Genomic DNA, 21,075 nt, shown 5'->3' with positions numbered 1-21,075 from the left:
AATGGCTGAGAACGGCAAGATACTGCTGGTCGATGATGATCCCAGAGTGCGGACCATGCTGGTCCGCTATTTGGAAGGGCAGGGTTTTGCCGTTCAGGCAGTGGGGTCCGGGGTACAAATGGACCGCCATCTGGAGCGGGAATATTACGATTTGCTGCTTCTGGATGTCATGATGCCCGGCGAAGATGGTTTCAGCATCTGTCGTCGCCTGCGTGCGCAGGAACCTCATCTGCCAATTATCATGCTCACGGCACGGGGCGACCTCAGTGACCGGGTAGAGGGGCTGGATGTGGGCGCCGATGATTATTTGCCCAAGCCTTTTGAACCCCGTGAACTGACGGCCCGTATTCGGGCGGTGTTACGGCGTAGTCAGGAAATCCGGACGGTGGATCCGGCGCCTGGGGCCATAGAATTCGGCCCCTTTCGTCTGGCTCTGGATACGCGCAGCTTGTGGCGGGGAGCGGAAAAAATCTCCCTGACCGATAGCGAGTTTTCCATTTTACATGCCCTCGCCAGTCACGCCTGGCAACCCTTGTCCAGAGAGCGTCTGCTGGCCATGAGTCATGGGAATGAAGAAGTCACTGCGGGATCGCGGGGCGTTGATGTATTTATTTCCCGGTTGCGGCGCATTGTCGAAACGGATCCGGGTGATCCGCGTTATATACAAACCGTGTGGGGACGCGGCTATGTGCTGGTGCCCGATGGTGGCAATGCTGCTGCGGAGCCGGATGAAACCTAGCACCCCCAGGTTAAACCTAAAAACGGCAGTTGCCGTGGATGCTTTTTGCTCCATTGTTCCTTGCCTGTTGTTCTAAGGCTCATCCTGCTGTCAGGAGAGAACTCGCCCTACGGGCTCAAACAGCTCTCCTGACGGGCGCTGGATTTCGCCAGGAACAACAACGGCTCGAAACAAAAGTCGCTGCAAAGCACCCACGGCAACTGCCGTTTTTAGGTTAAAGGGTTATTTTTGACGAGGGCATTTTGGGCAAGGCCGGGGCGGTGCTTCTCCGACATCGCGCTCTGTTGGTTCAGAATGTCCTCGTCAAACAGTGCATTGGGATGAAGGATTATGAAAAAAAATCAATTCTGGTGGCCGGATACTCTGTTTAACCGGATGTTTCTGATTATTGCCGGATTGCTCTTTCTGAGTCAGTTAGCGGTTTACTGGTTTTTTAATATTTATCAGGCTAATCCCCAGGCCGAGCATATGGCTCAGAATTGGGCGCAGGTTCTGACCCTCAGCGAAACCCTCAGTCCTGCCCAGCGGACCGCCATTCAGCCGATTTTGTCCCGGCAAGGTTTGCAGGTGTTGCCGGCCAGCGCGATGAGCGGGCGCAATCCTCGCATTCCTCCCTTGGTCAATGCCCTGCAGCAACTCCGGCAGATGGGCTGGCCGGACGCCCTGTTGCGTTTTGATCCGCGCTCCGGGACCTTGTGGTTGCAGACGCATCCCGGTGCGGCTCTGGCTCTGGCCATGCCGATGCCACGTCCGGCAGGCTTACCTCTGCCCTGGTTCAAGCTTGCCGCTATTCTGCTCTTGTCCTGGTTGGGCGCGTATTTGGTTGTACGCCAGGTTACCCGCCCCCTGACGCGTTTGATGCAGGGCGTAGATCGCTTGCGCAGCGGGGATACCCTGGGGGATTTGCCGGAAGCCGGGCCTGCGGATTTACGGCGTCTGGCGGAAAGATTCAATCAGACCCTGCGGGACCTGCAGCGTTTGTGGCGAGAGCGGGAAATGGTTCTGGTGGGAGTTTCCCATGATTTGCGGACGCCTCTGACGCGGATGCGTTTAAGTGCGGAGTTTCTGCCAGCTGAGGAAGAAGCCCGGCAGGAAATCATCGACAATATTCAGGAAATGGACAAAGTCATCCATCAGTTCATGGGGTATGCGCGCAGCGGCGAACGCGAGCTGCTGGTGGAAACCGATATCGGGAGATGGTTGCAGCAACTGGTGCTGCGTCAGCAGGCTGAAGTGCGCTGGCATCCCGCGCCTGGTCCTTTGCCGAAATTGGCCATCCAGGAGGTCGGTTTGGCGCGCGCCCTGCAAAATCTGATTGATAATGCTCAGGTGCACGGCGTGGGACCCGTAGATATTTATGCCGAAAAAGTCGGTCAGCAGATGCTGATCCGGGTGCGGGATCATGGTTCAGGGATTGCTGAATCCCAGTTACAAACCGTACGCGCTCCTTTTGCCCAGGCGGGCAAGGGCGGTGGGATTGGTCTGGGCTTGGCCATTGTCGAACGGGTTATGGCCTACCATAACGGGCAGTTGAATTTGTATAATGCCCCTGATGGCGGCCTGGTTGCCGAACTCGTCCTGCCCTTGAGTCAGCCTTACTGAACCGATCTGTTCAGGGTGTCGGCTTTTGCGCCGAGCACAACTTGCGGAGATTGGCTTCGGCGGAAGGGCTGAGATCGTGCCAGGCAATATTGCCGCATTTGCCACTGAGGGGGCCTTGCAGAGAGCCTTCCTGAGAAATGGTTTTTCCCACCGGAAAGTCGGCCACGGACACTGTAGACACTGTTGGTGCCGCGAGTTTTACGGCGGCGGCCGCTTCAGCTGCTTTTTGGGTCCGTTGGACCGATTGCTTATGCTGCCAAAAGAAAAAAGCCAAAACGGCGATCAGCAGCACAATAATGACCACGATCAGCCAGCGCCAGCTTTGGTATGATTGCTCTTGCTTCATTGCTTCGGTCCCTCACGGTGTTCAGCAGGCTAACTGTAGCAAGGCATCGGCTGTTTTGCCAAAGTTGCTGCAAAGCCTCCGGGCCAACTGCCGTTTTTATCGGGAAGCATGGGTTAATGCTGGCGTAAGCGCTGAGGTTTTCGTTATAGTCGCGGGCAGAAAGGAGGTGCAGGCATGAGTGAAAAAATGTGGGGCGGGCGCTTCGCTGCAGGTACGGATAGTTTGGTGGAAGCCTTCACGGCATCCATTCAGGTGGACAGCCGGTTATATGCGGAGGATATCCGAGGTTCGCAAGCCCATGCCCGCATGTTGGGGCGGGTTGGCGTGCTGACCGCCAGCGAGGTGGAAGCCATTGTCGCCGGACTGCAGCAGGTGGAGCAGGAAATTGCCGAACAGCGCCTGCCATTTGTCGACAGCCTCGAAGATATTCACATGCATGTTGAATCCCGTTTGACCGAAATCATCGGGGACGTAGGGAAAAAGCTGCACACGGGCCGTTCCCGCAATGATCAGGTGGCCACCGATCTGCGCCTCTATACCCGCTCCTGTGTGGATGATCTGGTCGCCGCTTTGCGCCATCTGCAGGGAGTATTTGTGGACCTGGCCGAGCGCGAGGTGGAAACCATCCTGCCCGGCCTGACCCATATGCAGGTGGCGCAGCCGGTCAGCTTCGGCCACCATTGCATGGCCTATGTTGAAATGTTTCAGCGCGATGCCCAGCGTCTCCAGGACGCCCGCAAACGAGTTAATGTGCTGCCCCTGGGTGCAGCGGCTCTGGCAGGTACCACTTTCCCGATTGATCGTTGGGATGTGGCGCGGCAACTGGGTTTTGATGCCGTCGCGGAAAACAGCCTGGACGCCGTTTCCGACCGGGATTTTGTCATGGAAGTGCTGGCTGATCTGGCCATGATTGCTGTCCATTTATCGCGTTTATGCGAAGAATTGATTTTGTGGATGTCCGCACCTTTTGGCTTCATTGATCTCCCGGACAGTTTTTGTACGGGTTCCAGCATTATGCCCCAGAAGAAAAATCCGGATGTGGCGGAAATCATTCGTGGCAAAAGCGGTCGGGTAGTCGGTGATCTGGTCGCCATGCTGGTGCTGATGAAGGGCCAGCCCCTGACTTACAATCGGGATAATCAGGAAGACAAGGAAACTTTTTTTGATGCGCTGGATCAGGTGCGGGCCAGCGTCGAAATCATGAGTCGCATGTTGCCGGGCCTGCAAACCCGCCCCGCAGTTATGCGCGCCCAGGCAGAACGAGGTTATGCCACGGCTACGGATCTGGCCGATTACCTGGTGCGTAAAAGTTTGCCTTTCCGTGATGCGCATGCGGTGGTGGGTAAAGCCGTGCGTCTCGCCCAGGATCGCAATATAGGCCTGGAAGCCATGCCCTTGCCTGACTTGCAGGCCCTGTCCCCGCTTATTACCGAAGAGGTTTATCAGGTGCTGACCCTGGAGGGTTCGCTTGCGGCCCGTAATCATCTCGGCGGAACGGCCCCTGATCAGGTGCGGGCGGCTATCGCCCGTGCCCGTGCGCGCCTGGCTGAGGAGCAGTCTGCATGAAATCCCTGGCCGCTGTGGTCTTCGTCTGGGTGTTGGTCCTCGGTCTGGCGGGCTGTGGACGGAAGACGCCACTGAGTCTGCCGCCACCCCCTCCGGCACATCCTGCCGCCAATACGGCTGTCGCGCCAGCACCAATCAGCCCGACCAGCAGTGCCACGGGGAGTGCTGCGCGGCCATGAATCCCTTCCATTACCATCAGGGAGACTTGTACTGCGAGGATTTATCCCTCGCCACCATTGCCCGGCATTATGATACTCCCTGCTATGTATATTCCGGGGCGGCGCTGCGCGAACGCTACCATTCCTTCAGTAACGCACTGGGTGACGGCACGCAGGTGTGTTATGCCGTCAAAGCCAACAGTAATCTCGCGGTGCTGCGTTTATTTGCTGAAATGGGTGCCGGTTTTGACATTGTTTCGGGCGGAGAACTGGAACGGGTGCTGCGTGCCGGAGGTGCAGCGGAGAAAATCATTTTTTCGGGCGTAGGTAAGTCTGCTGATGAAATTCGTGCCGCCCTGTCTGCCGGCATTGCCTGTCTCAATGTGGAGTCTGCTGCAGAGTTGTGGCGGATTGCCGATATTGCTGCTGATATGGGCCTGCGCGCGCCCATTGCCCTGCGCGTGAATCCGGATGTAGACCCCGGCACCCATGCGTACATTGCCACCGGCCTTAAGGAAAGCAAGTTCGGGATCCCCATGGATGCTGCGCGGACTCTCTACCTGGAGGCCGCAAAACATCCTGCTCTGGAGCTCAAGGGCATAGCCTGTCATATCGGATCTCAATTACTTAATCTTGCGCCCCTCGGCGAAGCGGTGACGCGGGTGCGTGCCCTCTATGCAGACCTCTCTGCCCAGGGCCTTACCCTGGAGCATCTGGATCTCGGGGGGGGGGTGGGTATTCGTTATCACGATGAGAACCCGCCCAGTCCTGCGGATTATGCGGAGGTTCTCAACCAGGCCCTGCAGGGCCTGGCCGTCAAAAGGGCGGTAGAGCTGGGCCGGGCCCTGGTGGGGAATGCAGGGGTTCTGCTGACTAGGGTGGAATACCTCAAGGATAATGGCAGCAAGCAGTTTTGTGTGGTGGATGCCGCCATGAATGATTTGTTGCGCCCAGCTCTTTATGGGGCCTGGCACGATATTTTGCCACTCCGCCAGGATGCGGCAGCCGGGCAGGTCATGGATGTGGTTGGGCCGATCTGCGAAAGCGGCGACTTCATCGCCAAGGACCGCCCCGTTCGTGCGGAGGCAGGACAGTTGTTGGCCATTATGGGTGCCGGTGCGTACGGCTTTGCCATGAGTAGCAACTACAATACCCGGCCCCGGCCCCCGGAGGTGCTGGTCCATGGTCATCAACATCGCCTCATTCGGCGACGGGAAAACTGGGATGATCTGATGGGCATGGAGCTCCCCTGACCCCAATTCATTGTCCAGGGCTTGGTGTTTGATCTGCACCATGACTTGCCCTGCGGCCATCGCGAGTGCTCATTTTCTGCTATCGTTATATAAAGCTGGTTGTTTTTTTTGCGGGCGAAGTGATTGCACCGTTTGTCGATGTTTTGGCCAGCAGCCCGCACGTCAGTGAGGAGGCAGACATGGCAGCAGAAATGAAAGTATTCAGTACCGGAATTGATCCAGAAGACTGGATTCCCAAACGTTTCGCCCATCCCGGTGAAGGCAGGACCCCGTCCATTTTTTGGCAACATCTTCCCCCCAACACCAAGAGTCTGGTGTTGCTCATGGAACATCGGGAGGCCGAATCGGGGCAACGGGTACATTGGTTGCTCTACGATATTTCTCCAACGATCGAAGGTTTACACGAGGGGGGTCCTCTCCCCGATGGCATCCTCACCGGACGCAACAGTTTCGGGACGTTGGGTTATCGCCCCCCTGAGGCAGCGGCTGATCACCAGTTGCAGCATTATGATTTCCTGCTGCTGGCGACGGACAAAGCCACACTGGGTCTGGCCGAAGGGGCTGATTGGGAGGCGGTAAAGGCGAGATTGCATACGCCAGGCCATGACGCCGACCAGCTTGGCCCGCCCCCTGCCGCAGATCCGCGTGCCCGTGAAATGCACAGTTTGGGGCATGTGCTGGATCATGCCGAATTCTCAGGGCATTTCGCGCTGGATAATCCTTGACTTGACCGAAGCTGCTCCACCGCTGATAATACGCGGCCTTGACGCTGTTCTGGTGTCGTTTGCGTATGTATGGGAATGTAGCTCAGTCGGTAGAGCAGCGGCCTTTTAAGCCGTGGGTCGCGGGTTCGAATCCCGCCGTTCCCACCATTAAAAACAGCAACTTATAAAATCATATTGATTTAGTTTGGAATTTGTGCCACCTTTATGCCATACTTGGACTCAGAAAGAGAGGCAAGAGATGGCAACCATCAGATCCCGAGAAGACCGGGATGGTATCACGATAGGCTGGCAAGCCCAGATAAAGCGCAAGGGATTTCCTCTACAAGTTAAGACCTTTCGAACCAAAGCCGAAGCGACGCAGTGGGCAACGGTGACGGAATCGGAAATGATACGCGGCGTTTTTGTGTCGCGCAGCGAATCCGAGCGCACTACGGTGAACGAATTAATGGATAGGTATGCGCGAGAGGTGTTACCTACCCAGAAAGGTGGCCGTCGTGAAGTCTCCAGGGTGAAGCATCTAAAGGAAGGACTGGGTAAATACTCACTCGCTGCCCTGACATCTTCCTTGATTGCTGATTATCGTGATGTACGTTTGCAAAAGGTGGGTCCGCAATCGGTGAAGCATGAACTCGGTATACTGCAACGTGCGTTAAAAAAGGGTACCCATGAATGGGGTATTGCATTACCCAATGGGATACCAACTTTTCTGGTAAAGAAACCTAATCTGCCAAAAGGTCGCGAACGACGCTTGGTCGACGATGAGGAGACTCGTCTTTTGGCTGCTTGTCAATCCGTAAATCCAGAGCTTGCTGCTATAACGCGATTCGCTATTGAAACCGCCATGCGGCAAGGCGAGATCATGGGTATGACTTGGGACATGGTTGATCAGAAGCGAGGCGTTGTGCATCTTTCTGAAACGAAAAATGGGTCATCGCGTGATGTGCCATTATCATCTACTGCTGGACAGATATTGGGATCGCTACTCCATCGTTCAGATGGGAAAGTCTGGAATTACACACAAGATGGTATGAGAGCATCTTGGCGTCGTGCGCTGGCTCAAGCCACAATTTCAGGACTCACTTTTCACGACTTGCGTCATGAAGCTACCAGCCGCCTTTTTGAGAAAGGCTTTAATACGGTGGAAGTCTCGGCTATCACGGGCCATAAAACCTTGCAGATGCTCAAACGATACACGCATTTGAAAGCAGAAGATTTGGCAAAAAGGATGGACTAAAAAATACCGGATGGACAGCATTCTCACCTACTTGCAGAGCCAACTGAACACGGTGTTTTCGATGGCAAGCCGCTACACTTACGGCTGACCGTGAAGCGAGTGAGTCTCTGCCGCTTCCGATACCGTCGTTTCGCTTTCTGCAGTTTTTTTGGTGTTCGATTTGCGCTCCGCTTCGCGCTCAGCGAGTAAGGCATCGCCGGATTGTTTCCATTCCTGGAAACGGGGAGATTCCGGTCCATCTCTCCAAGTCTCTGCTGTTTCCAGCAAGCCACCGAGCAGTGCGCCTTTATCGCATTCCAGCAGCCCCGCCAGCTCCACGAGTCCCCCGACTTTGAACAAGGCATGATTACGGGCCTTACGCGCGATGGCCTTATCCTTGCGCTCCTGTTCTTTACGCAGTTTTATGAGTTCATGTTTGGCATTATTGGTCTTTTCAAGACTTTCTTTATACTGCTTTTATAAGCGTTCAACTTTTGATACCATAATGGATAACATCCTGTCTCAATTAATAGAACATTTTATCATGAGTATAGTTTAAAAGTTCCATGATAATCTATTAAAGCATTTTCCTGCTTGTTAAAGCAGGCGCGCTTTAATGTTTCTCTCCGAGAAACAAGCACGGTCTTGCAGACGGCGAAAAGAAAGATGAGGTCAAAATGGCGGAATATCATTTACATGCAAAAACTCACAACCGAGGCGTCGGCAAAGGCGCAGGCGGGCATGTGCGGTACATTCTGCGAGAAGGTCCTTACGCTCAGAAAACGGTGGAACAGGTCGACGGCAATACCGTAAAAAAGGAGCGTGTCTCCCGGGCTGATCAAGTCCTGCATGCTGAATCAGGATATCTACCCGCGTGGGCGCAAACGGCAGCGGACTACTGGGATGCAGCCGATCAGTACGAGCGCAAGAATGGGACCGTCTATCGGGAGCTCGAGTTTGCGCTGCCGCAGGAACTACCGGAAGCCGTGAACATTTTATTGGCGCACAACTTTGCAGAACGCCTGGGCGCTGTGGAAGGCGGGCATACGCCCTATACACTCGCGATTCACCGGAGCGAAAGGGACGCCTCCCTGTTGCACTGCCACCTGATGCTCTCGGACAAAATCAACGACGGGATAGCGCGGGACCCGGCCTTATGGTTCAAACGGGCGGCGGTCTCCCCGAAGAACAAAAACCCGGTGGATCCCGCTTGAGGTGGTGCCCCGAAAACCCAAGCGCGGATTGGGCAGGACTGGCTGAGCGAAGTCGTCCGGCCCTTATGGGCAGATCTGGCCAATCAAGAACTGGCGCATGCCGGCTATTCATCGATCCGCATCGATCACCGAAGTCTGGAAGTCCAGCGACAGGAAGCGGAACAGCAGGCCGCCCGGTTGTGGGAACAAGGGGACCATGACGCGCATCGGGCAGCCCTGGAACGGGTGATCGCCCTGGACCGTCCGCCCCAGCCGAAGCGGGGACGGGTATTGACCCATGCGGGCGCGGAGAAGGCTCCGGACCGGGCGGCGATGGTTTTAGGGTATGAAGCGCACAAACAAGCCCGCCAGGTGGCGGCCCAGGCAGCGGCCCAGGCCCGCCTGGAAGCCCTTGCGCTCGAAAAGGCCCTGCATGATGCGGAACAGGTTCTGGAACGTGCCCGCTTACGGCAGGGGTACCGTAGGGACAGCTGGGAGATTCGGGAGCGCTGGGCCTTTCGCCAGCAGGAACGGGCCAGGAGACGGGAGGAAGAACGGTTACTGGAAGTCCAGGAACAGCGGGAGCGGGAAGAACAGGCCCTGGATGACCGGGTGGCCGCAGAAACCGCGCCGGGTGTCCGCTATCCACAGCGCAGCCGCTGGCGGGAATGGCGGGCACAGACCCTTTCCCGGAAATACGACCCTGCGTATTCGGCAGAGATGGCCGAAAAAGACCTCTACTGTCGCTGGATGCCAGAGCATGGCGGATTGTATTTGCGCCTGGGTAAGCAGGAAGTGATTGATCAGGGGCCGTTACTTTTAGCAAAGAATGGCGCGCAGGATATTCCGCTGTTGATCGAGACCGCTCAAGGGAAAGGCTGGGAGACCCTGACGTTTACAGGCCCTGCAGAATTTCAGGAGAAGGCAGCCATCGCCGCGTTACAGGCGGGTTTGGCGGTAGCGGATGCGGAGCTCGCGCAACGGGCGCAAGCGGTCATCGATGCGCAGCGGGAGCAGGAACGGATAGCGGCGGCGCAACGGGCAGAGATTCCGGACGCCGTGGGTCTGGCCAAGAAAGTCTCTTCCGAAGTTGGCAGAAATTTGTGTGCGCTCATTGAAGAACGCCAGACCCTGGAAGCGACGGCGGACGCGCTGGCTGCGCTTGGATTCGATAGCAAAGTCATTGCCGTGGGGGTCACGTACCTGGTCAATGAGCGCTATCGTGGTCAGACAAAAGACAGGCAGCAGCTGACGAATGAAGCCGCTGCCCAGATCGGACGGGAGGCGGTATTCCGCCATCAGCAGCAGCCGGAGGTACTTTTTGCCGGGCCGGAGCCGACGGCCAAGGGAAAGAAGCGCCCGGGCCAGAACAAGGGGCATGGGTTAGGGGATTGAGCGAGTTACTGCGTAACTATGTTATATCGTGACTGGTCACAAATAAGGCGTTTTTCGGGTTCACTTGGGCAAAATTTGGGCAAATCGGCGAAAATTACGGCATGACACAGGCTGAAATGCCTTTTATTGCAGGTTTTTTATTCGATCAGACCATCAGATTATCAATCCGATGGTCTGGGAAATATCCATTACGGTAACGCGTAACCCAGCTGGTCACGCAATATAAAAACTCATCATGCAGAGCCTGAACTCAAGAAGCTGAATAAAGATTAGTCTTGAGAACGGTAACAAGCTGATTGCGATGGATCCACGCTGGATTTTCAATTTCATAAAATTATTGAAGCAGATTAAGGAGGAATTGTTGATAAGCCGCCATTACTGCCTATATAAATTCTACACACACCAAAACCATAACCATTGCAAACCGGCCGTTGAAAATTACCAAGTTCTAATCCGTCAACTGCATTAATTATATCATCTTTAAGCGTGGTCGATGGTAGAGTACTGGCGTTCATAGTGATTTGCACATAATTCCCAGAATTGACCGTGCTAGGATTTATCCTCTGAGCTAACGTCCGAGTGCCGCCTTCGGCTACAACAGATATTTCCCCATCTGTTGATGTACTATATGTGTAAGCATGATTGGTTGAAGCGTTGTCTACAGGATCCGGCGCGTTACCACTCAAAACCCCAACTGACGTGCCAGTTGTTCCACCCACGAGAGTTACCTGCTGTCCTGCAGCTGCGGCAGCAACTGCTGATTCAGCCGCAATTATTGCAGCGTGGAAGTTCGCAGCTTCGTCTGTAGCTTTGGTTCTTTCAAGATATTCTTCATACTGTGGAATAGCGATGGCTGCTAGAATACCGATAATAGCAATCACGATCATCATTTCGATAAGAGTGAAACCGGTCTCGAGACTAAACTGTGTTTTTTTTAACGAGTATACTCATTAATCCTACTTTGTACCTCCATTTAGTGATTGCTAGACTGGATTAATCCCCGTTGTTAATCGCTTGCTCTATTGCTATCGAACAGTGTTGGTGTTTTTTGGATCCCCTCAGAATTCGGAACTTAAAGTACGCTAAGCACCTAGAGCTTGGTTCTGTTTAAAAAGGGACTCCTATAAAACCTATTATACACGAGATAGAGAATGCATCACTCTGTCTCGTGGGCGTTTCTTCTCTGTCGCTAATGTACTGATTCTCCTCATCCCCGGCAAGCCGACTTTACGACGGATAACTCTGTAATCCGTTTTCTGAGGTAACTCCAATTAAAAAAAGCCCCTGAACGACAGGGGCTGCAAGCGGGGCGAGTAGAACACTTTAAAACGGAAAATTAGCGGATGATCAGTGCCTGAGACGGCAGGAACGGAAATGTTTACCGACCAGCATGAGGAACTGGATGGTTTGCTGGGTTTCCGGTTTTTTCATCATGTCCCAGAGTCCGGCGATTCCTCCCTTGGGAATGGGGGCGCTGGCGGCCTCCTCAGTGGCGCCACTGAGGCAGTGCAGGAAATCGGTGAGGATATGATCCTGATCCATTTTCTCAGCGACAGCGAGCAAACGGTCCATGACCCCGGTGCGCGTTGCCCGATCCAGCAGGCACATGGCATCGGTTGCCAAAGTGGCCAGGCGTGAGACCATCTCATCATTCATAGAATCGCCAGCGGCACCCGCCATGCGGGCCAGATGAACGATGCGCTCCAGATCGCCGTTTTCGACCAGTGCCGAGATGGCCGGTAAAGCATTGACCACCTGACTGCGGTTCACCCGATCCAGTAAATCCATGCCATCGCTGGCCAGACCGGCCAAGCGACCCACCATTTCATCGCTCATGGAATCGGCGGCGGCCCCACTCAGCCGGGCCAGTTGCACGATGCGCTCCAGATCCCCGTTTTCCACCAGGGAGCTGATGGCCGGCAGGGCCCGCGCCACCTGACTGCGGGTGACCTGATCCACCAAATCCAGACCGTCGCTGGCCAACCCCGCCAGACGACCCACCATCTCATCACTCATGGAGTCTGCTGCCGCACCACTCAGTCGTGCCAGGTGCACAATGCGTTCGAGATCCCCGTTCTGCACCAGATGGACCAGGGCTTCCTGCGCGCGTTGCAGTTCATCTTCAGAAGTTTCTGCCATGACCGCAGCCATACGTCACCTCCTCAGAGTAAACCACGGGCGGTAGCCCAATAGAGTTTGTTATAGGACATCTTGAAGGCGTGTACGGCTCCGGTAGGCGCTTTCGGCTGGGGTGGGGTTTTATAATCGAACATGGCATACGTTGCCCGGTCCTTGCCCGCCTCAATGAAGCAGAACACCTTGCCATCATAACTGCGCACCGGCCGTCCCATCTTGATGACCGCCGCCACATTCTCGGCAGCCACTTCCGCTTCGAAGTGGGCGGTTGAACCGGCCTTACTGATGGGCAAATTGGTGGTATCTCCCAGTACCAGAACATTCTTGCCATGTTCTCCTTCCATGTGCAGGGAAGAGCGATTGGTGGGAATCCAGCCGTTTTCACCCAGACCGTTCTTCTCGATGACTTCCTGACCCTTATGGGGCGGCACGGCTACCAGCAGATCGTATTTCACTGCTCCGCCTTCTTCACTCAGTACCTGGGCATTCTTACCATCCACTTCCTTCATGTTGAACAGGGTTTCGTATTTAATGCCCATCCGGTCAAATTCCGGCGCTGCCCACTTGGCGACATTTTCCAGACTGTGCACCCGGCCAATGGGGTAGGTGTAGTAGAACTCGGTCTTGTCCAGCAGGCCGCGATCCTTGATGAAGTCGTGCATGGCGAAGGTGATCTCCAGGGGAATCATCGGGCACTTGTGCGGCAGACCGACGGTGACCACGATGCGTCCACCCTTGAAGTCCGACAGTTGCTTGAAGAATTCGACGGCATTTTCTGCGGTATAGCAGTTGATGGAATTTTCCTTGAGACCGGGAACTTTCTCGGGCAGGGCACGCGAACCGGTCGAAATGACGATGAGGTCATACTCATGCACCTTGCCGCTTTTGCATTTGACATGGTTCTCGGCCAGATGAAATTCTTCAACCGGATCCACATGAAATTCAATCCCCGGCTCCAGCAGGCTTTGCTGTTCGCGGACCAGTTCATCGGGCGTCGCCCGACCCATGGCGACATACAACCAGCCGGGTTGATACACATGCTCATGACTGGCGGACAACATCGTGATGCGTGCCTTGCCGGTTTTCATTTCATGGTGAATACGCCGTGCCAGATGATTGGCAAAAATAGTACCGCCCATACCGCCACCTATGACCAGAATTCTCATGATGTCACTCTCCTTAGGGTTTTACGCCTGCGATTGTTTGTGCGCTTACTTGGCCTTGCGGACCCGAATGTGCCAGGTGCCTTCGCCGTCCTGCTCAGTATCTACCATTTCGTGACCGACTTTTTTGATCCACTCCGGCACATCCGCAGCAGAACCGGCATCTGTGGACAACAATTCCAGGGTGTCCCCGACCTGCATCATTTTCATGTTGGAAATCAGTTCCATCAGCGGCCCCGGACAAAAACTGCCACGGGCATCTACAACGCGTTCACTCATGTGCTCCTCCTTTTAAAAAGTCAGAATCTGACCATTTTCGGCGTCACTCAGGAATTTGGTCAGGCCCAGAGGCCCGGCTACGATTTCCTCCATGCCGTCCTCTTTGACGCCGAGAACATCCATAGCCATGGAGCAAGCCCAGATTTTGGCATCGCCCAGTTCCACCGCCTGCTCGAAAATCTGGTAGAAGGGGGGCACTTTACGTTCGGCCATGACTTCTCCCAGCTTGCCTTCAGCGGGGGCTTCCTTACTATGACCCTTCACAAAGTAGGGGAAGGCGTTCATCGACAGAAAAATATGGACGTCGGTTCCGGATACCGCCGCTACGGACGCCGCCATGGCTGCGAATTGCAACTTCTCGCGCTCGCCACTTAAACAAATGATGTACATGCCTGACATGATATCTCCGATGCATCGCAAAGGTTAAGTGGTGAAACTAACGCAAATTCAATGCCAACATGCTTGTCGGTTTTGATTAACCGGTAGTCTTAAGTGATTAAATGTTTACGTTAAAAATTCAATAAAGTAGCTAGACACTTAAAAATATTCATGCTTATAAGTTAAATGTAAGATAAAAATAGTCATGACACGTCATGACGTGTCATGACTATTTGCGCGGTTATTCCATGCATGAATCATTAATAATTACTGAAATTCTAATTATTGAGCCCTATATAATGCAAAATATCTTAATTTTTTCATTGTATTGTTTAACTCATCCATCGAATATTATCCAGAGAAAACAAGCGAACCACTCGACGTGAAATTGTTTCAAGCGTTTGTGTTTTGGCATGTATTTTGCTGAAAATTTTTCAGCTATCAGTCATTTCTGGTAGTAAAATTTGAATTCCTGTTTTAGGAGGAGGTTATGAAAAATATGAACGTCGTCAAATCGATGAAAAGTAAAGGATTAGCCGTTGCAATCGCTTGTGCATTAAGTGCAATAGTACCGGTAACCGCCAATGCGGCGATCGGGGCTGCCAGTCTATTTGGCCAGGGCCGCATTCTGGGCACCGGGGCAGTAACAGCCGTGGACGGTGCTGCCGGTGGTGGTATCAACCCCTGGGCCGTCATTTCGGGTTATGGCACCAATCAGCAAATTGGTGCGACCGCTTTTTATTCACACGTATTGCTGAATAACTATAACTTGAACGCCTACGGCGCTTCGGTCGGATTATTCAACCGCATTGAGATCTCTTTTGCCCGACAGGGGTTCAGTTTAGGTAATACCGGGCAAACGCTGGATCATCGTATTCTCAGTGTCGTCAGCGGAAAGTCGGTCCCCTTGGGCACTTCCACGACTTCTGCAGCACTTGGTCTGAGCGGTCCCGCATTCTTTGGCAGCAACTATGATCTGAATCAGGATATTGTCGGCTTAAAGGCAAGACTTTTCGGTAATGTTGTCTATGATCAGAATTGGTGGGAGCCGGAGGTATCCGTTGGCGTGGATTTCCATCATAACGAGATGCCCAGAAATCTGGCGGCCACGTTGCATGTGGCGCGCAATGGGGTCAGCTATTACCTGAGTGCGACCAAGGTGTGGCTGAATGGTCTGTTCGGTCTGACCACCCTGGCAGACGTAAATATTGATGTAACCAATGCGAACCAGCAAGGCTTGTTAGGTTTTGGTGGCGTCAATGGTATGGGCTATAAGGTCGTACCCGCAGCCTCTGTGGGTGTTTTCTTGAACCGTCATGTGGTACTGGGTGCAGAATATCGAGATATGCCACAGAACCAGCTGATTGCCCCGTCGAGTGGGGCCGGGAATTTCAGCACATTGGGTAATGCCGTATCCAAGACCAGTTCCTGGAAAGACGTCTATGTCGCCTGGTTCCCCTACAAGCAGCTTTCTGTGACGGCAGCCTATGTAGATTTGGGTACCATTGCCACTGAGCAGAATCAAAACGGTCTGTATCTGTCTCTGACCACCAGCTTCTGATCTGATTTTAAGAGGAGTTTACCATGTCATTTATACCAACCTCTTTCCGTCTTTCGGCTGTAGCCAAGGGTGTCGCTTTGGCGGCAGGGTTTACGGCTGTTGCCATGATGGGGATTTCGACCGCATCCGCTCAGGATTACTATGCCCAGTACGGCGGTAAGGCGGGCATTACCAAGCTGATTAATACGTTTGTGGGTAATGTGGCTAGTGATCCGCATATTAATTACTACTTCGCACATACCAATATTCCTCACCTGAAGTATGAATTGGTGCAGCAGGTGTGCATGGCGGTGGGCGGTCCCTGCAAGTATACAGGACTCAGCATGCGGAAAGCCCACGAAGGGTTACATATCACCACTGCGGCTTTTAATTATCTGGCTCAGGACATGATGGATGCGATGCAGACTCAAAAGATTCCCATGTCGGCACAGAATTACCTGATTGCTATTCTGGCTTCCATGGAACCGCAAATCGTCACCGCTAACGGCCCATTGGGCTGAACATAATTAACCGCAATGTGATTACAAATGGACGATGAAACGACTCCTCCTCCCTAAGCCTTTCGGGAGTTTCAGGCTCCACGACAGTGGGGCCTTTTTTGAAGTTCAGTAGTGAATAATGAAGTAGTAATGGCCACTTTGGCCGCTTAGCCACTTAGGAGAGTATAAAATGAAAGACCCAATTGCTATTGGTTTGTTTGGATTTGCCGTTCCGCTGTTCATCATTGGTGCTGTATTTTATGGCATTGTGCCGCTCGCTGGATTGGGTACCTTGCTGGCCCTCTGTTTCGGGTTTGGTGCGGCCGCCATGTATATGGCGGGCGGATTTACTTACCAGATGCCAAATTCATACATTGCCACCGTATTTTTTACCTACGGATCGTTTTTTCTGAGCTTTGCCATTGCGGCTATCAGCGGCGGTTTGGCAGCGACAATGAAGAGTGCGCCCCAACTTTTGATGGTGTGGTTCTGGTTGATGGCTTTGATTACTTTTATTTTCTTTATTGCATCCCTGCGCGCTAACATCGGTCTGGTGTTACTGTTTGGAATTCTCTGTGCAGCCTTTGTCCTGATGGCTATTTCCGTGTCGAACATCGCGGGCTTGCTGTTCATGATCGTTGCACTGATTGGCTTCTATCTGGCCGCAGTGCATGTCATTAATCCCGTGATAGGTAAAGCGATATTGCCCGTAGGTAGTCTGGCCCCGAAAAAGGCCTGATCAGCTGTTTTGAAGCCGCCGATATGGAATCGGTGGCTTCACGTGTTTAACCCGAAATCTAGGCTGCCAGAACTGATTTTCGCTGATTGTATAATTAAATCTTAAAGTAATTCAGAAAACAAAAAACGTTGCTCCTCGTTTTGCGATTAGATTTCAGCTTGATGATTGGAACAATGATAATAAAGGGTCATGCAGAATGATGTCCTTTTCTGATAATTTTATGACTACTGAAGCGAGTAGATAAAAATGATCCATCCAGAAGCCTCATCCAATACCGGCATCATGACCATATCCCATGAGCCGTTTGTCTTTCACTGCAACCACTACAATCGCTTTCTTCAATTGGTGATCGAAGACTGCCATTACATTGACCGTGAACCCATTCTGGTAAAATCGGCTACAGAAGTCAGCTTCCGACAACTTCAGGCGGCCTTTCGGGAACACCCGGAATGGTCCATGGCAGATCGCCTCCAGTATGCAGAAGACCTGTACCGCTTTTGCGGATTTGGCGACCTGCCCTTGGGCACCCTGCCTCACTCAGCAGAACCAGAGTTGGTACTCATCGAAAATCACTCCCATTACGGGGCCGCACTGCGCCTGAATTATGGCAAGCGGCGCTGGCCGGGGGAGCATTTTGATCTGGGCTATGCCATAGGGGCCGTATCGGCCATTTATGGACAGTCTTATGGGGGTAAAATCGATAGAGATGCGCTCTCCATGGGGCAGGTGTCGACCCGCTTTCATCTACATCTGCGCAATGATGGGGATCCATTCCCCTTGGATATACCGGAGATCCCCCAGGCTACTCTGCCCCAGGGTGCCGATCAGGTTCCTCCGCGACATATCGGCCTGCATATCGATGAAAACACCATTATGGCTGCGGTGGGCACCTTGCCACTGACCGGGGATGCCGACGGATTGATTCCCGCCTTTGGCGTTTTTCTCACGCGCCACTACGCGGACTACTACAATCTGGTGTCTTTTCGCTTTGAACGGGCACTTCAGGAAGCACTCAACACGCATCGCTATTTAGGAGAGATGCTGTGGTACGAGTATCCCGCGCTGTTTTACTACAAGGAGAAATTCCAGCATCTTCAGGGCCAGGAACTGGCCAGAACCTTGTTGATTGAAGCGGGCCATATTTGCGGTTTCAACACCATGGGCGGCATCATGCGTTCGGATCCTTGGTATCAGTTGATTGTCCCGCAACTGCAATGCCGTGAGGACTGGTTATCCGGCATCATTGCCTGCATCAATGCGCTCGGTTGGGGTGTATGGCGTATTCAGGAAATCATTCCGAATGAACGTCTGGTACTGCGTGCCTGGTACCCTTACGAATCGCTGGGTCATCTCCGCGCCTACGGGAATGCTGATCATCCCATTGATTATTTGATGACGGGCATTGGCTCTTCTCTGATGAACCTGCTCTATACGGCAGACATCACCGCCAGGCCCGATCTCACTTTGGAATTTTACTATCAGGTAAACCGTTCCAAAGCCGGCTTCTGGGCCAGACAAACGCGTTGTGTCGCCATGGGAGATCCCTATTCCGAGATTGTGGTGGAGCGCAACATTTTATGATTCCTTGTGATTTTTTTGCTGCCACACAAAGTCCCTTTTAAATGACTACAGCATTTGAGGACATTACATTGCGAATTTTCGATTCAAATGCCCCCAGAGATGCTTGTGAATCTATAAGTCTTCGCGCAGTTAGCAGAAAAGGTCTTAATGGTTGTTCAGTTTCATATATACATAGCCTGATAGCCTGCTCAGCGAAGAGGCTCTTACTCCAATCAATCAAAAGGTTTCAATGGATAATCAATCCCCCCTAAAAATCTGGTTGGATATTTTTTCCAGCATGAGTAAGGCCCCATTCACAGGAAGTGTAGACCTGCCTTGGGATCAGGCTCAAAAGCGGCTTATGGACCAGATGTTGAGCAGTCTGGATCAAAGCGGGCTGTTTCATACCTGCGCTATCGCTCGGGCCGATACCGGTCACATTTTGCAGCCTTTGGCGGTTTCCGGTCCATTGCAACCAATAGTTCTGGAGAATGTGGCTGTACTGTTTTCGCCAGACCATCCTCATGCGCGCAGCATGACGGCACGGGCTCAGGTTGAGGACCGTACCTTGCTCGTGACTGACTATGTGCACAGCGAATATTTGCAACATCCCGATCTGGCTGGATGGCGACAGGCGATCGAAGCCATTGGCATCCAGTGGCTTCTGGCCACGCCGATCCATCGTCATGCCACTGTATGGGGAGTGCTGGTGTTGAGCGGCTTACAGGATGAGCCGCCGGAACTCATGGCCGACAGTGCGGAAAAGATGGCTGTGTTCATTGCTGACGCCATGGAGCATCTGGAAACACGTCGAAATGAACAGCAGTATCGGGAAACCCTCAAAAATCTGGCGCATACCGATGCTTTAACCGATCTGCCCAATCGACGGGCGCTGGAAACGCAGATGGAGCAAGCCATGCTCCGCGCCATTCGTCACAATCGTCTTCTGGCGGTCTGTATGCTGGATTTGGACGATTTTAAGCCAATCAATGACACCTATGGTCATGAGATAGGCGATGAAGTATTGGTGACCTTAGGTAAACGTTTGACCGATATGTTGCGCAAATCTGATTTTATTGCCCGTTACGGGGGCGATGAATTCGTACTCCTGCTGGAAGATTTGGCGGGACATGCAGACCTTACGCAAGTCTTGCAAAAGATCGAAGAAATCATCACTGCACCGATCCTTCTGAGTAATGGTGAAAGCGTTCAGGTTGGGGCAAGTATGGGTGTCGTGCTGTATCCTTTTGCCGATACAGACCAAGCGGATCAGCTGTTGCGCTGGTCTGATCAGGCGCTCTATGAAATCAAAGCCCACAAAGCGGATCGAGAAAATTGCTGGGCACTTTTCGGTGAGGAAAACTTCGCAGATCAGCGTAATCCCGCACAGGTCCTGCTGGATAACGGCGCATTGGAGGTCTGGTATCAACCCATTCTGGATAGCCGCAAAGGCAAGATAGTCGGTGTCGAAGCTTTGGCACGTCTCCGCGATACAGAGGGTACCCTTTGGCATCCAGCGAAGTTTCTACCGCAATTGCAGCCAGGAAGTCTTTCTGATCTGACCAAAAAAGTTTTGGTGCAATCGTTGAACGATCTCACTCTTCTGGATACGCAGGGATGGCCCCTAAGCGTTTCTGTCAATCTTGACCCGCAGTCCGTCTCGGCAGGCTGCGTCACTTGCCTGCAGGAAGTGATTGCGCAAAGTACGGTAGACCCTGCGCGCATCACTCTGGAGATTCTTGAGGGGGGAGATTTTTTTGAACGGCAGAAGGCTGTCGATGCTCTCCTGGAAATAAAAGCATTAGGCTTTCGTCTGGCGCTTGATGATGTGGGAAGTGCCTACAGCTCTCTGCTCCGCATGAAGGAACTGCCTATTGACGAAATCAAGCTCGACCAGGGCTTTGTCCGCACCCTCGAACAGCGACCGCAGGACCTTCATTTCTTAAACGCCATTCAGGATCTGGCCAACGGCATGCAGGTAGATCTCGTGGTAGAGGGTGTAGAGACTGAAGATATCCTGGATGCAGTCACCGTTATGGGAAGCACGCTTCTGCAAGGTTACGCCATTGCCAGGCCTATGCCGTTCGCGGAATTGCAGGCATTCCTCCAGCACACCGTTTTCCCGCACCGACATCGACCCATCAGTTTGCTTGGACTGTACGCTACGCGTCTTGCTCAACACGAAGCGCTGAAAAAAACCATCATTCGCTCTCCACGCGCAGTAGATTACCTGACTCTGGCTGATGCCACGGTCTGCTCCCTCCATGGGGATATCCAACGCTTGGGAGGCGATAACGCGAACCGGCTGGATCATCTGCATCGAAATTACCACCGCGCCATTGCCGTAATGGATGCCCTTATGCTGGCTGCTCCAAGCGGTGCAGATTGGAGCACTGTTGACCAAGCTGCAGTGGATTTTGAACAGACTATTTTGGAGACTTATTTTGAAGAAAAAAGTAAGAAACAGCAGATATAATGAGAATAATGATAGTTTTTCTGGGGTTTCACGTTAATCTTGCCTGTCGCTCCTTTGCGTATCGTTACCGAGGAGACAGAATCGGATTCTGGTAACCGCAGTGGAAACCGTAAT

Annotated in this window: 20 protein-coding genes, 1 tRNA gene and 1 pseudogene; 15 read left to right on the top strand and 7 right to left on the bottom strand. The window is 53.1% G+C overall.

Annotated features, from left to right (window positions below; genetic code table 11):
• The first annotated feature begins 1 nt into the window (after position 1).
• Positions 2-739 (top strand): response regulator, encoded by a 738-nt coding sequence (locus GCD22_RS17120; RefSeq protein WP_031573823.1) that lies wholly within the window; start codon positions 2-4, stop codon positions 737-739.
• Between the two features lie 330 nt (positions 740-1,069).
• Positions 1,070-2,341 carry an ATP-binding protein gene (locus GCD22_RS17115; RefSeq protein ID WP_031575473.1) on the top strand — a complete coding sequence of 424 codons (1,272 nt, stop codon included), beginning with the start codon at positions 1,070-1,072 and terminating at the stop codon, positions 2,339-2,341.
• A 10-nt stretch (positions 2,342-2,351) separates the two neighbouring features.
• Here the strand turns inward: GCD22_RS17115 and GCD22_RS17110 are convergent, their stop codons facing one another.
• Positions 2,352-2,687, bottom strand: a complete 336-nt coding sequence (locus tag GCD22_RS17110) for a hypothetical protein (RefSeq protein WP_031575475.1) — start codon at positions 2,685-2,687, stop codon at positions 2,352-2,354.
• Positions 2,688-2,861: 174 nt separating this feature from the next.
• Here GCD22_RS17110 and argH point away from each other — a divergent pair, with 174 nt between their 5' ends.
• The 6 genes from argH to GCD22_RS17080 all read left to right on the top strand — a co-directional run bounded on the left by argH (position 2,862) and on the right by GCD22_RS17080 (position 7,623).
• The gene (argH, locus tag GCD22_RS17105) at positions 2,862-4,253 is read left to right on the top strand and encodes an argininosuccinate lyase (protein WP_031575477.1); all 1,392 of its coding nucleotides are present in this window, start codon (positions 2,862-2,864) and stop codon (positions 4,251-4,253) included.
• Positions 4,250-4,432 carry an LPS translocon maturation chaperone LptM gene (gene lptM / locus GCD22_RS17100; protein ID WP_031575481.1) on the top strand — a complete coding sequence of 61 codons (183 nt, stop codon included), beginning with the start codon at positions 4,250-4,252 and terminating at the stop codon, positions 4,430-4,432. Before argH ends, lptM begins: the two co-directional genes overlap by 4 nt.
• Positions 4,429-5,664, top strand: coding sequence for a diaminopimelate decarboxylase (lysA, locus tag GCD22_RS17095; protein ID WP_065974148.1), 1,236 nt, complete (start codon positions 4,429-4,431; stop codon positions 5,662-5,664). The genes lptM and lysA overlap by 4 nt, the downstream gene beginning before the upstream one ends.
• Positions 5,665-5,843: 179 nt before the next feature.
• Positions 5,844-6,389, top strand: coding sequence for a YbhB/YbcL family Raf kinase inhibitor-like protein (locus tag GCD22_RS17090; RefSeq protein ID WP_024893208.1), 546 nt, complete (start codon positions 5,844-5,846; stop codon positions 6,387-6,389).
• Between the two features lie 71 nt (positions 6,390-6,460).
• Positions 6,461-6,536: transfer RNA gene (locus GCD22_RS17085), tRNA-Lys, on the top strand.
• Between the two features lie 91 nt (positions 6,537-6,627).
• Positions 6,628-7,623 (top strand): site-specific integrase, encoded by a 996-nt coding sequence (locus GCD22_RS17080; RefSeq protein WP_010639479.1) that lies wholly within the window; start codon positions 6,628-6,630, stop codon positions 7,621-7,623.
• A 78-nt stretch (positions 7,624-7,701) separates the two neighbouring features.
• Here the strand turns inward: GCD22_RS17080 and GCD22_RS17075 are convergent, their stop codons facing one another.
• Complete coding sequence (locus tag GCD22_RS17075) at positions 7,702-7,989, bottom strand: conjugal transfer protein TraD (RefSeq protein WP_254892762.1); 288 nt, start codon at positions 7,987-7,989, stop codon at positions 7,702-7,704.
• A 290-nt stretch (positions 7,990-8,279) separates the two neighbouring features.
• Here GCD22_RS17075 and GCD22_RS17070 point away from each other — a divergent pair, with 290 nt between their 5' ends.
• Positions 8,280-8,816 (top strand): MobA/MobL family protein, encoded by a 537-nt coding sequence (locus GCD22_RS17070; protein WP_031575488.1) that lies wholly within the window; start codon positions 8,280-8,282, stop codon positions 8,814-8,816.
• A 177-nt stretch (positions 8,817-8,993) separates the two neighbouring features.
• Positions 8,994-10,190: an LPD7 domain-containing protein gene (locus tag GCD22_RS17065; RefSeq protein ID WP_031575491.1), complete on the top strand. Its 1,197-nt coding sequence runs from the start codon at positions 8,994-8,996 to the stop codon at positions 10,188-10,190.
• A gap of 347 nt (positions 10,191-10,537) precedes the next feature.
• On the opposite strand, the pseudogene GCD22_RS18860 reads toward GCD22_RS17065, so the two are convergent.
• The 5 genes and pseudogenes from GCD22_RS18860 to GCD22_RS17040 all read right to left on the bottom strand — a co-directional run.
• Positions 10,538-11,095: pseudogene (locus GCD22_RS18860) on the bottom strand (prepilin-type N-terminal cleavage/methylation domain-containing protein); the annotation flags it as partial.
• 442 nt (positions 11,096-11,537) lie between these two features.
• Positions 11,538-12,341 (bottom strand): helical membrane plugin domain-containing protein, encoded by an 804-nt coding sequence (locus tag GCD22_RS17055; RefSeq protein WP_075323230.1) that lies wholly within the window; start codon positions 12,339-12,341, stop codon positions 11,538-11,540.
• Positions 12,342-12,352: 11 nt separating this feature from the next.
• Positions 12,353-13,492, bottom strand: a complete 1,140-nt coding sequence (locus GCD22_RS17050; RefSeq protein WP_024894824.1) for an NAD(P)/FAD-dependent oxidoreductase — start codon at positions 13,490-13,492, stop codon at positions 12,353-12,355.
• 45 nt (positions 13,493-13,537) lie between these two features.
• A complete protein-coding gene (locus GCD22_RS17045; protein WP_010637198.1) occupies positions 13,538-13,768 on the bottom strand; it encodes a sulfurtransferase TusA family protein in 231 nt (76 codons plus the stop codon).
• A 12-nt stretch (positions 13,769-13,780) separates the two neighbouring features.
• Positions 13,781-14,158: a DsrE/DsrF/DrsH-like family protein gene (locus GCD22_RS17040; protein ID WP_010637201.1), complete on the bottom strand. Its 378-nt coding sequence runs from the start codon at positions 14,156-14,158 to the stop codon at positions 13,781-13,783.
• 478 nt (positions 14,159-14,636) lie between these two features.
• Here GCD22_RS17040 and GCD22_RS17035 point away from each other — a divergent pair, with 478 nt between their 5' ends.
• The 5 genes from GCD22_RS17035 to GCD22_RS17015 all read left to right on the top strand — a co-directional run bounded on the left by GCD22_RS17035 (position 14,637) and on the right by GCD22_RS17015 (position 20,961).
• Entirely contained in the window at positions 14,637-15,707 is a 1,071-nt protein-coding gene (locus tag GCD22_RS17035) for a DUF3034 family protein (protein ID WP_153940877.1), read from the top strand.
• 23 nt (positions 15,708-15,730) lie between these two features.
• Positions 15,731-16,207 (top strand): group I truncated hemoglobin, encoded by a 477-nt coding sequence (locus GCD22_RS17030; protein ID WP_031573951.1) that lies wholly within the window; start codon positions 15,731-15,733, stop codon positions 16,205-16,207.
• Positions 16,208-16,376: 169 nt separating this feature from the next.
• Positions 16,377-16,925 carry a GPR1/FUN34/YaaH family transporter gene (locus GCD22_RS17025; RefSeq protein ID WP_153940876.1) on the top strand — a complete coding sequence of 183 codons (549 nt, stop codon included), beginning with the start codon at positions 16,377-16,379 and terminating at the stop codon, positions 16,923-16,925.
• 246 nt (positions 16,926-17,171) lie between these two features.
• Positions 17,172-18,506 (top strand): hypothetical protein, encoded by a 1,335-nt coding sequence (locus GCD22_RS17020; protein ID WP_153940875.1) that lies wholly within the window; start codon positions 17,172-17,174, stop codon positions 18,504-18,506.
• 229 nt (positions 18,507-18,735) lie between these two features.
• A complete protein-coding gene (locus GCD22_RS17015) occupies positions 18,736-20,961 on the top strand; it encodes a putative bifunctional diguanylate cyclase/phosphodiesterase (protein WP_153940874.1) in 2,226 nt (741 codons plus the stop codon).
• Positions 20,962-21,075 lie beyond the last annotated feature (114 nt).

It is taken from the genome of Acidithiobacillus thiooxidans ATCC 19377 (assembly GCF_009662475.1).
GTDB lineage: Bacteria > Pseudomonadota > Gammaproteobacteria > Acidithiobacillales > Acidithiobacillaceae > Acidithiobacillus > Acidithiobacillus thiooxidans.
This window is presented reverse-complemented; position numbering and strand designations above follow the sequence as displayed.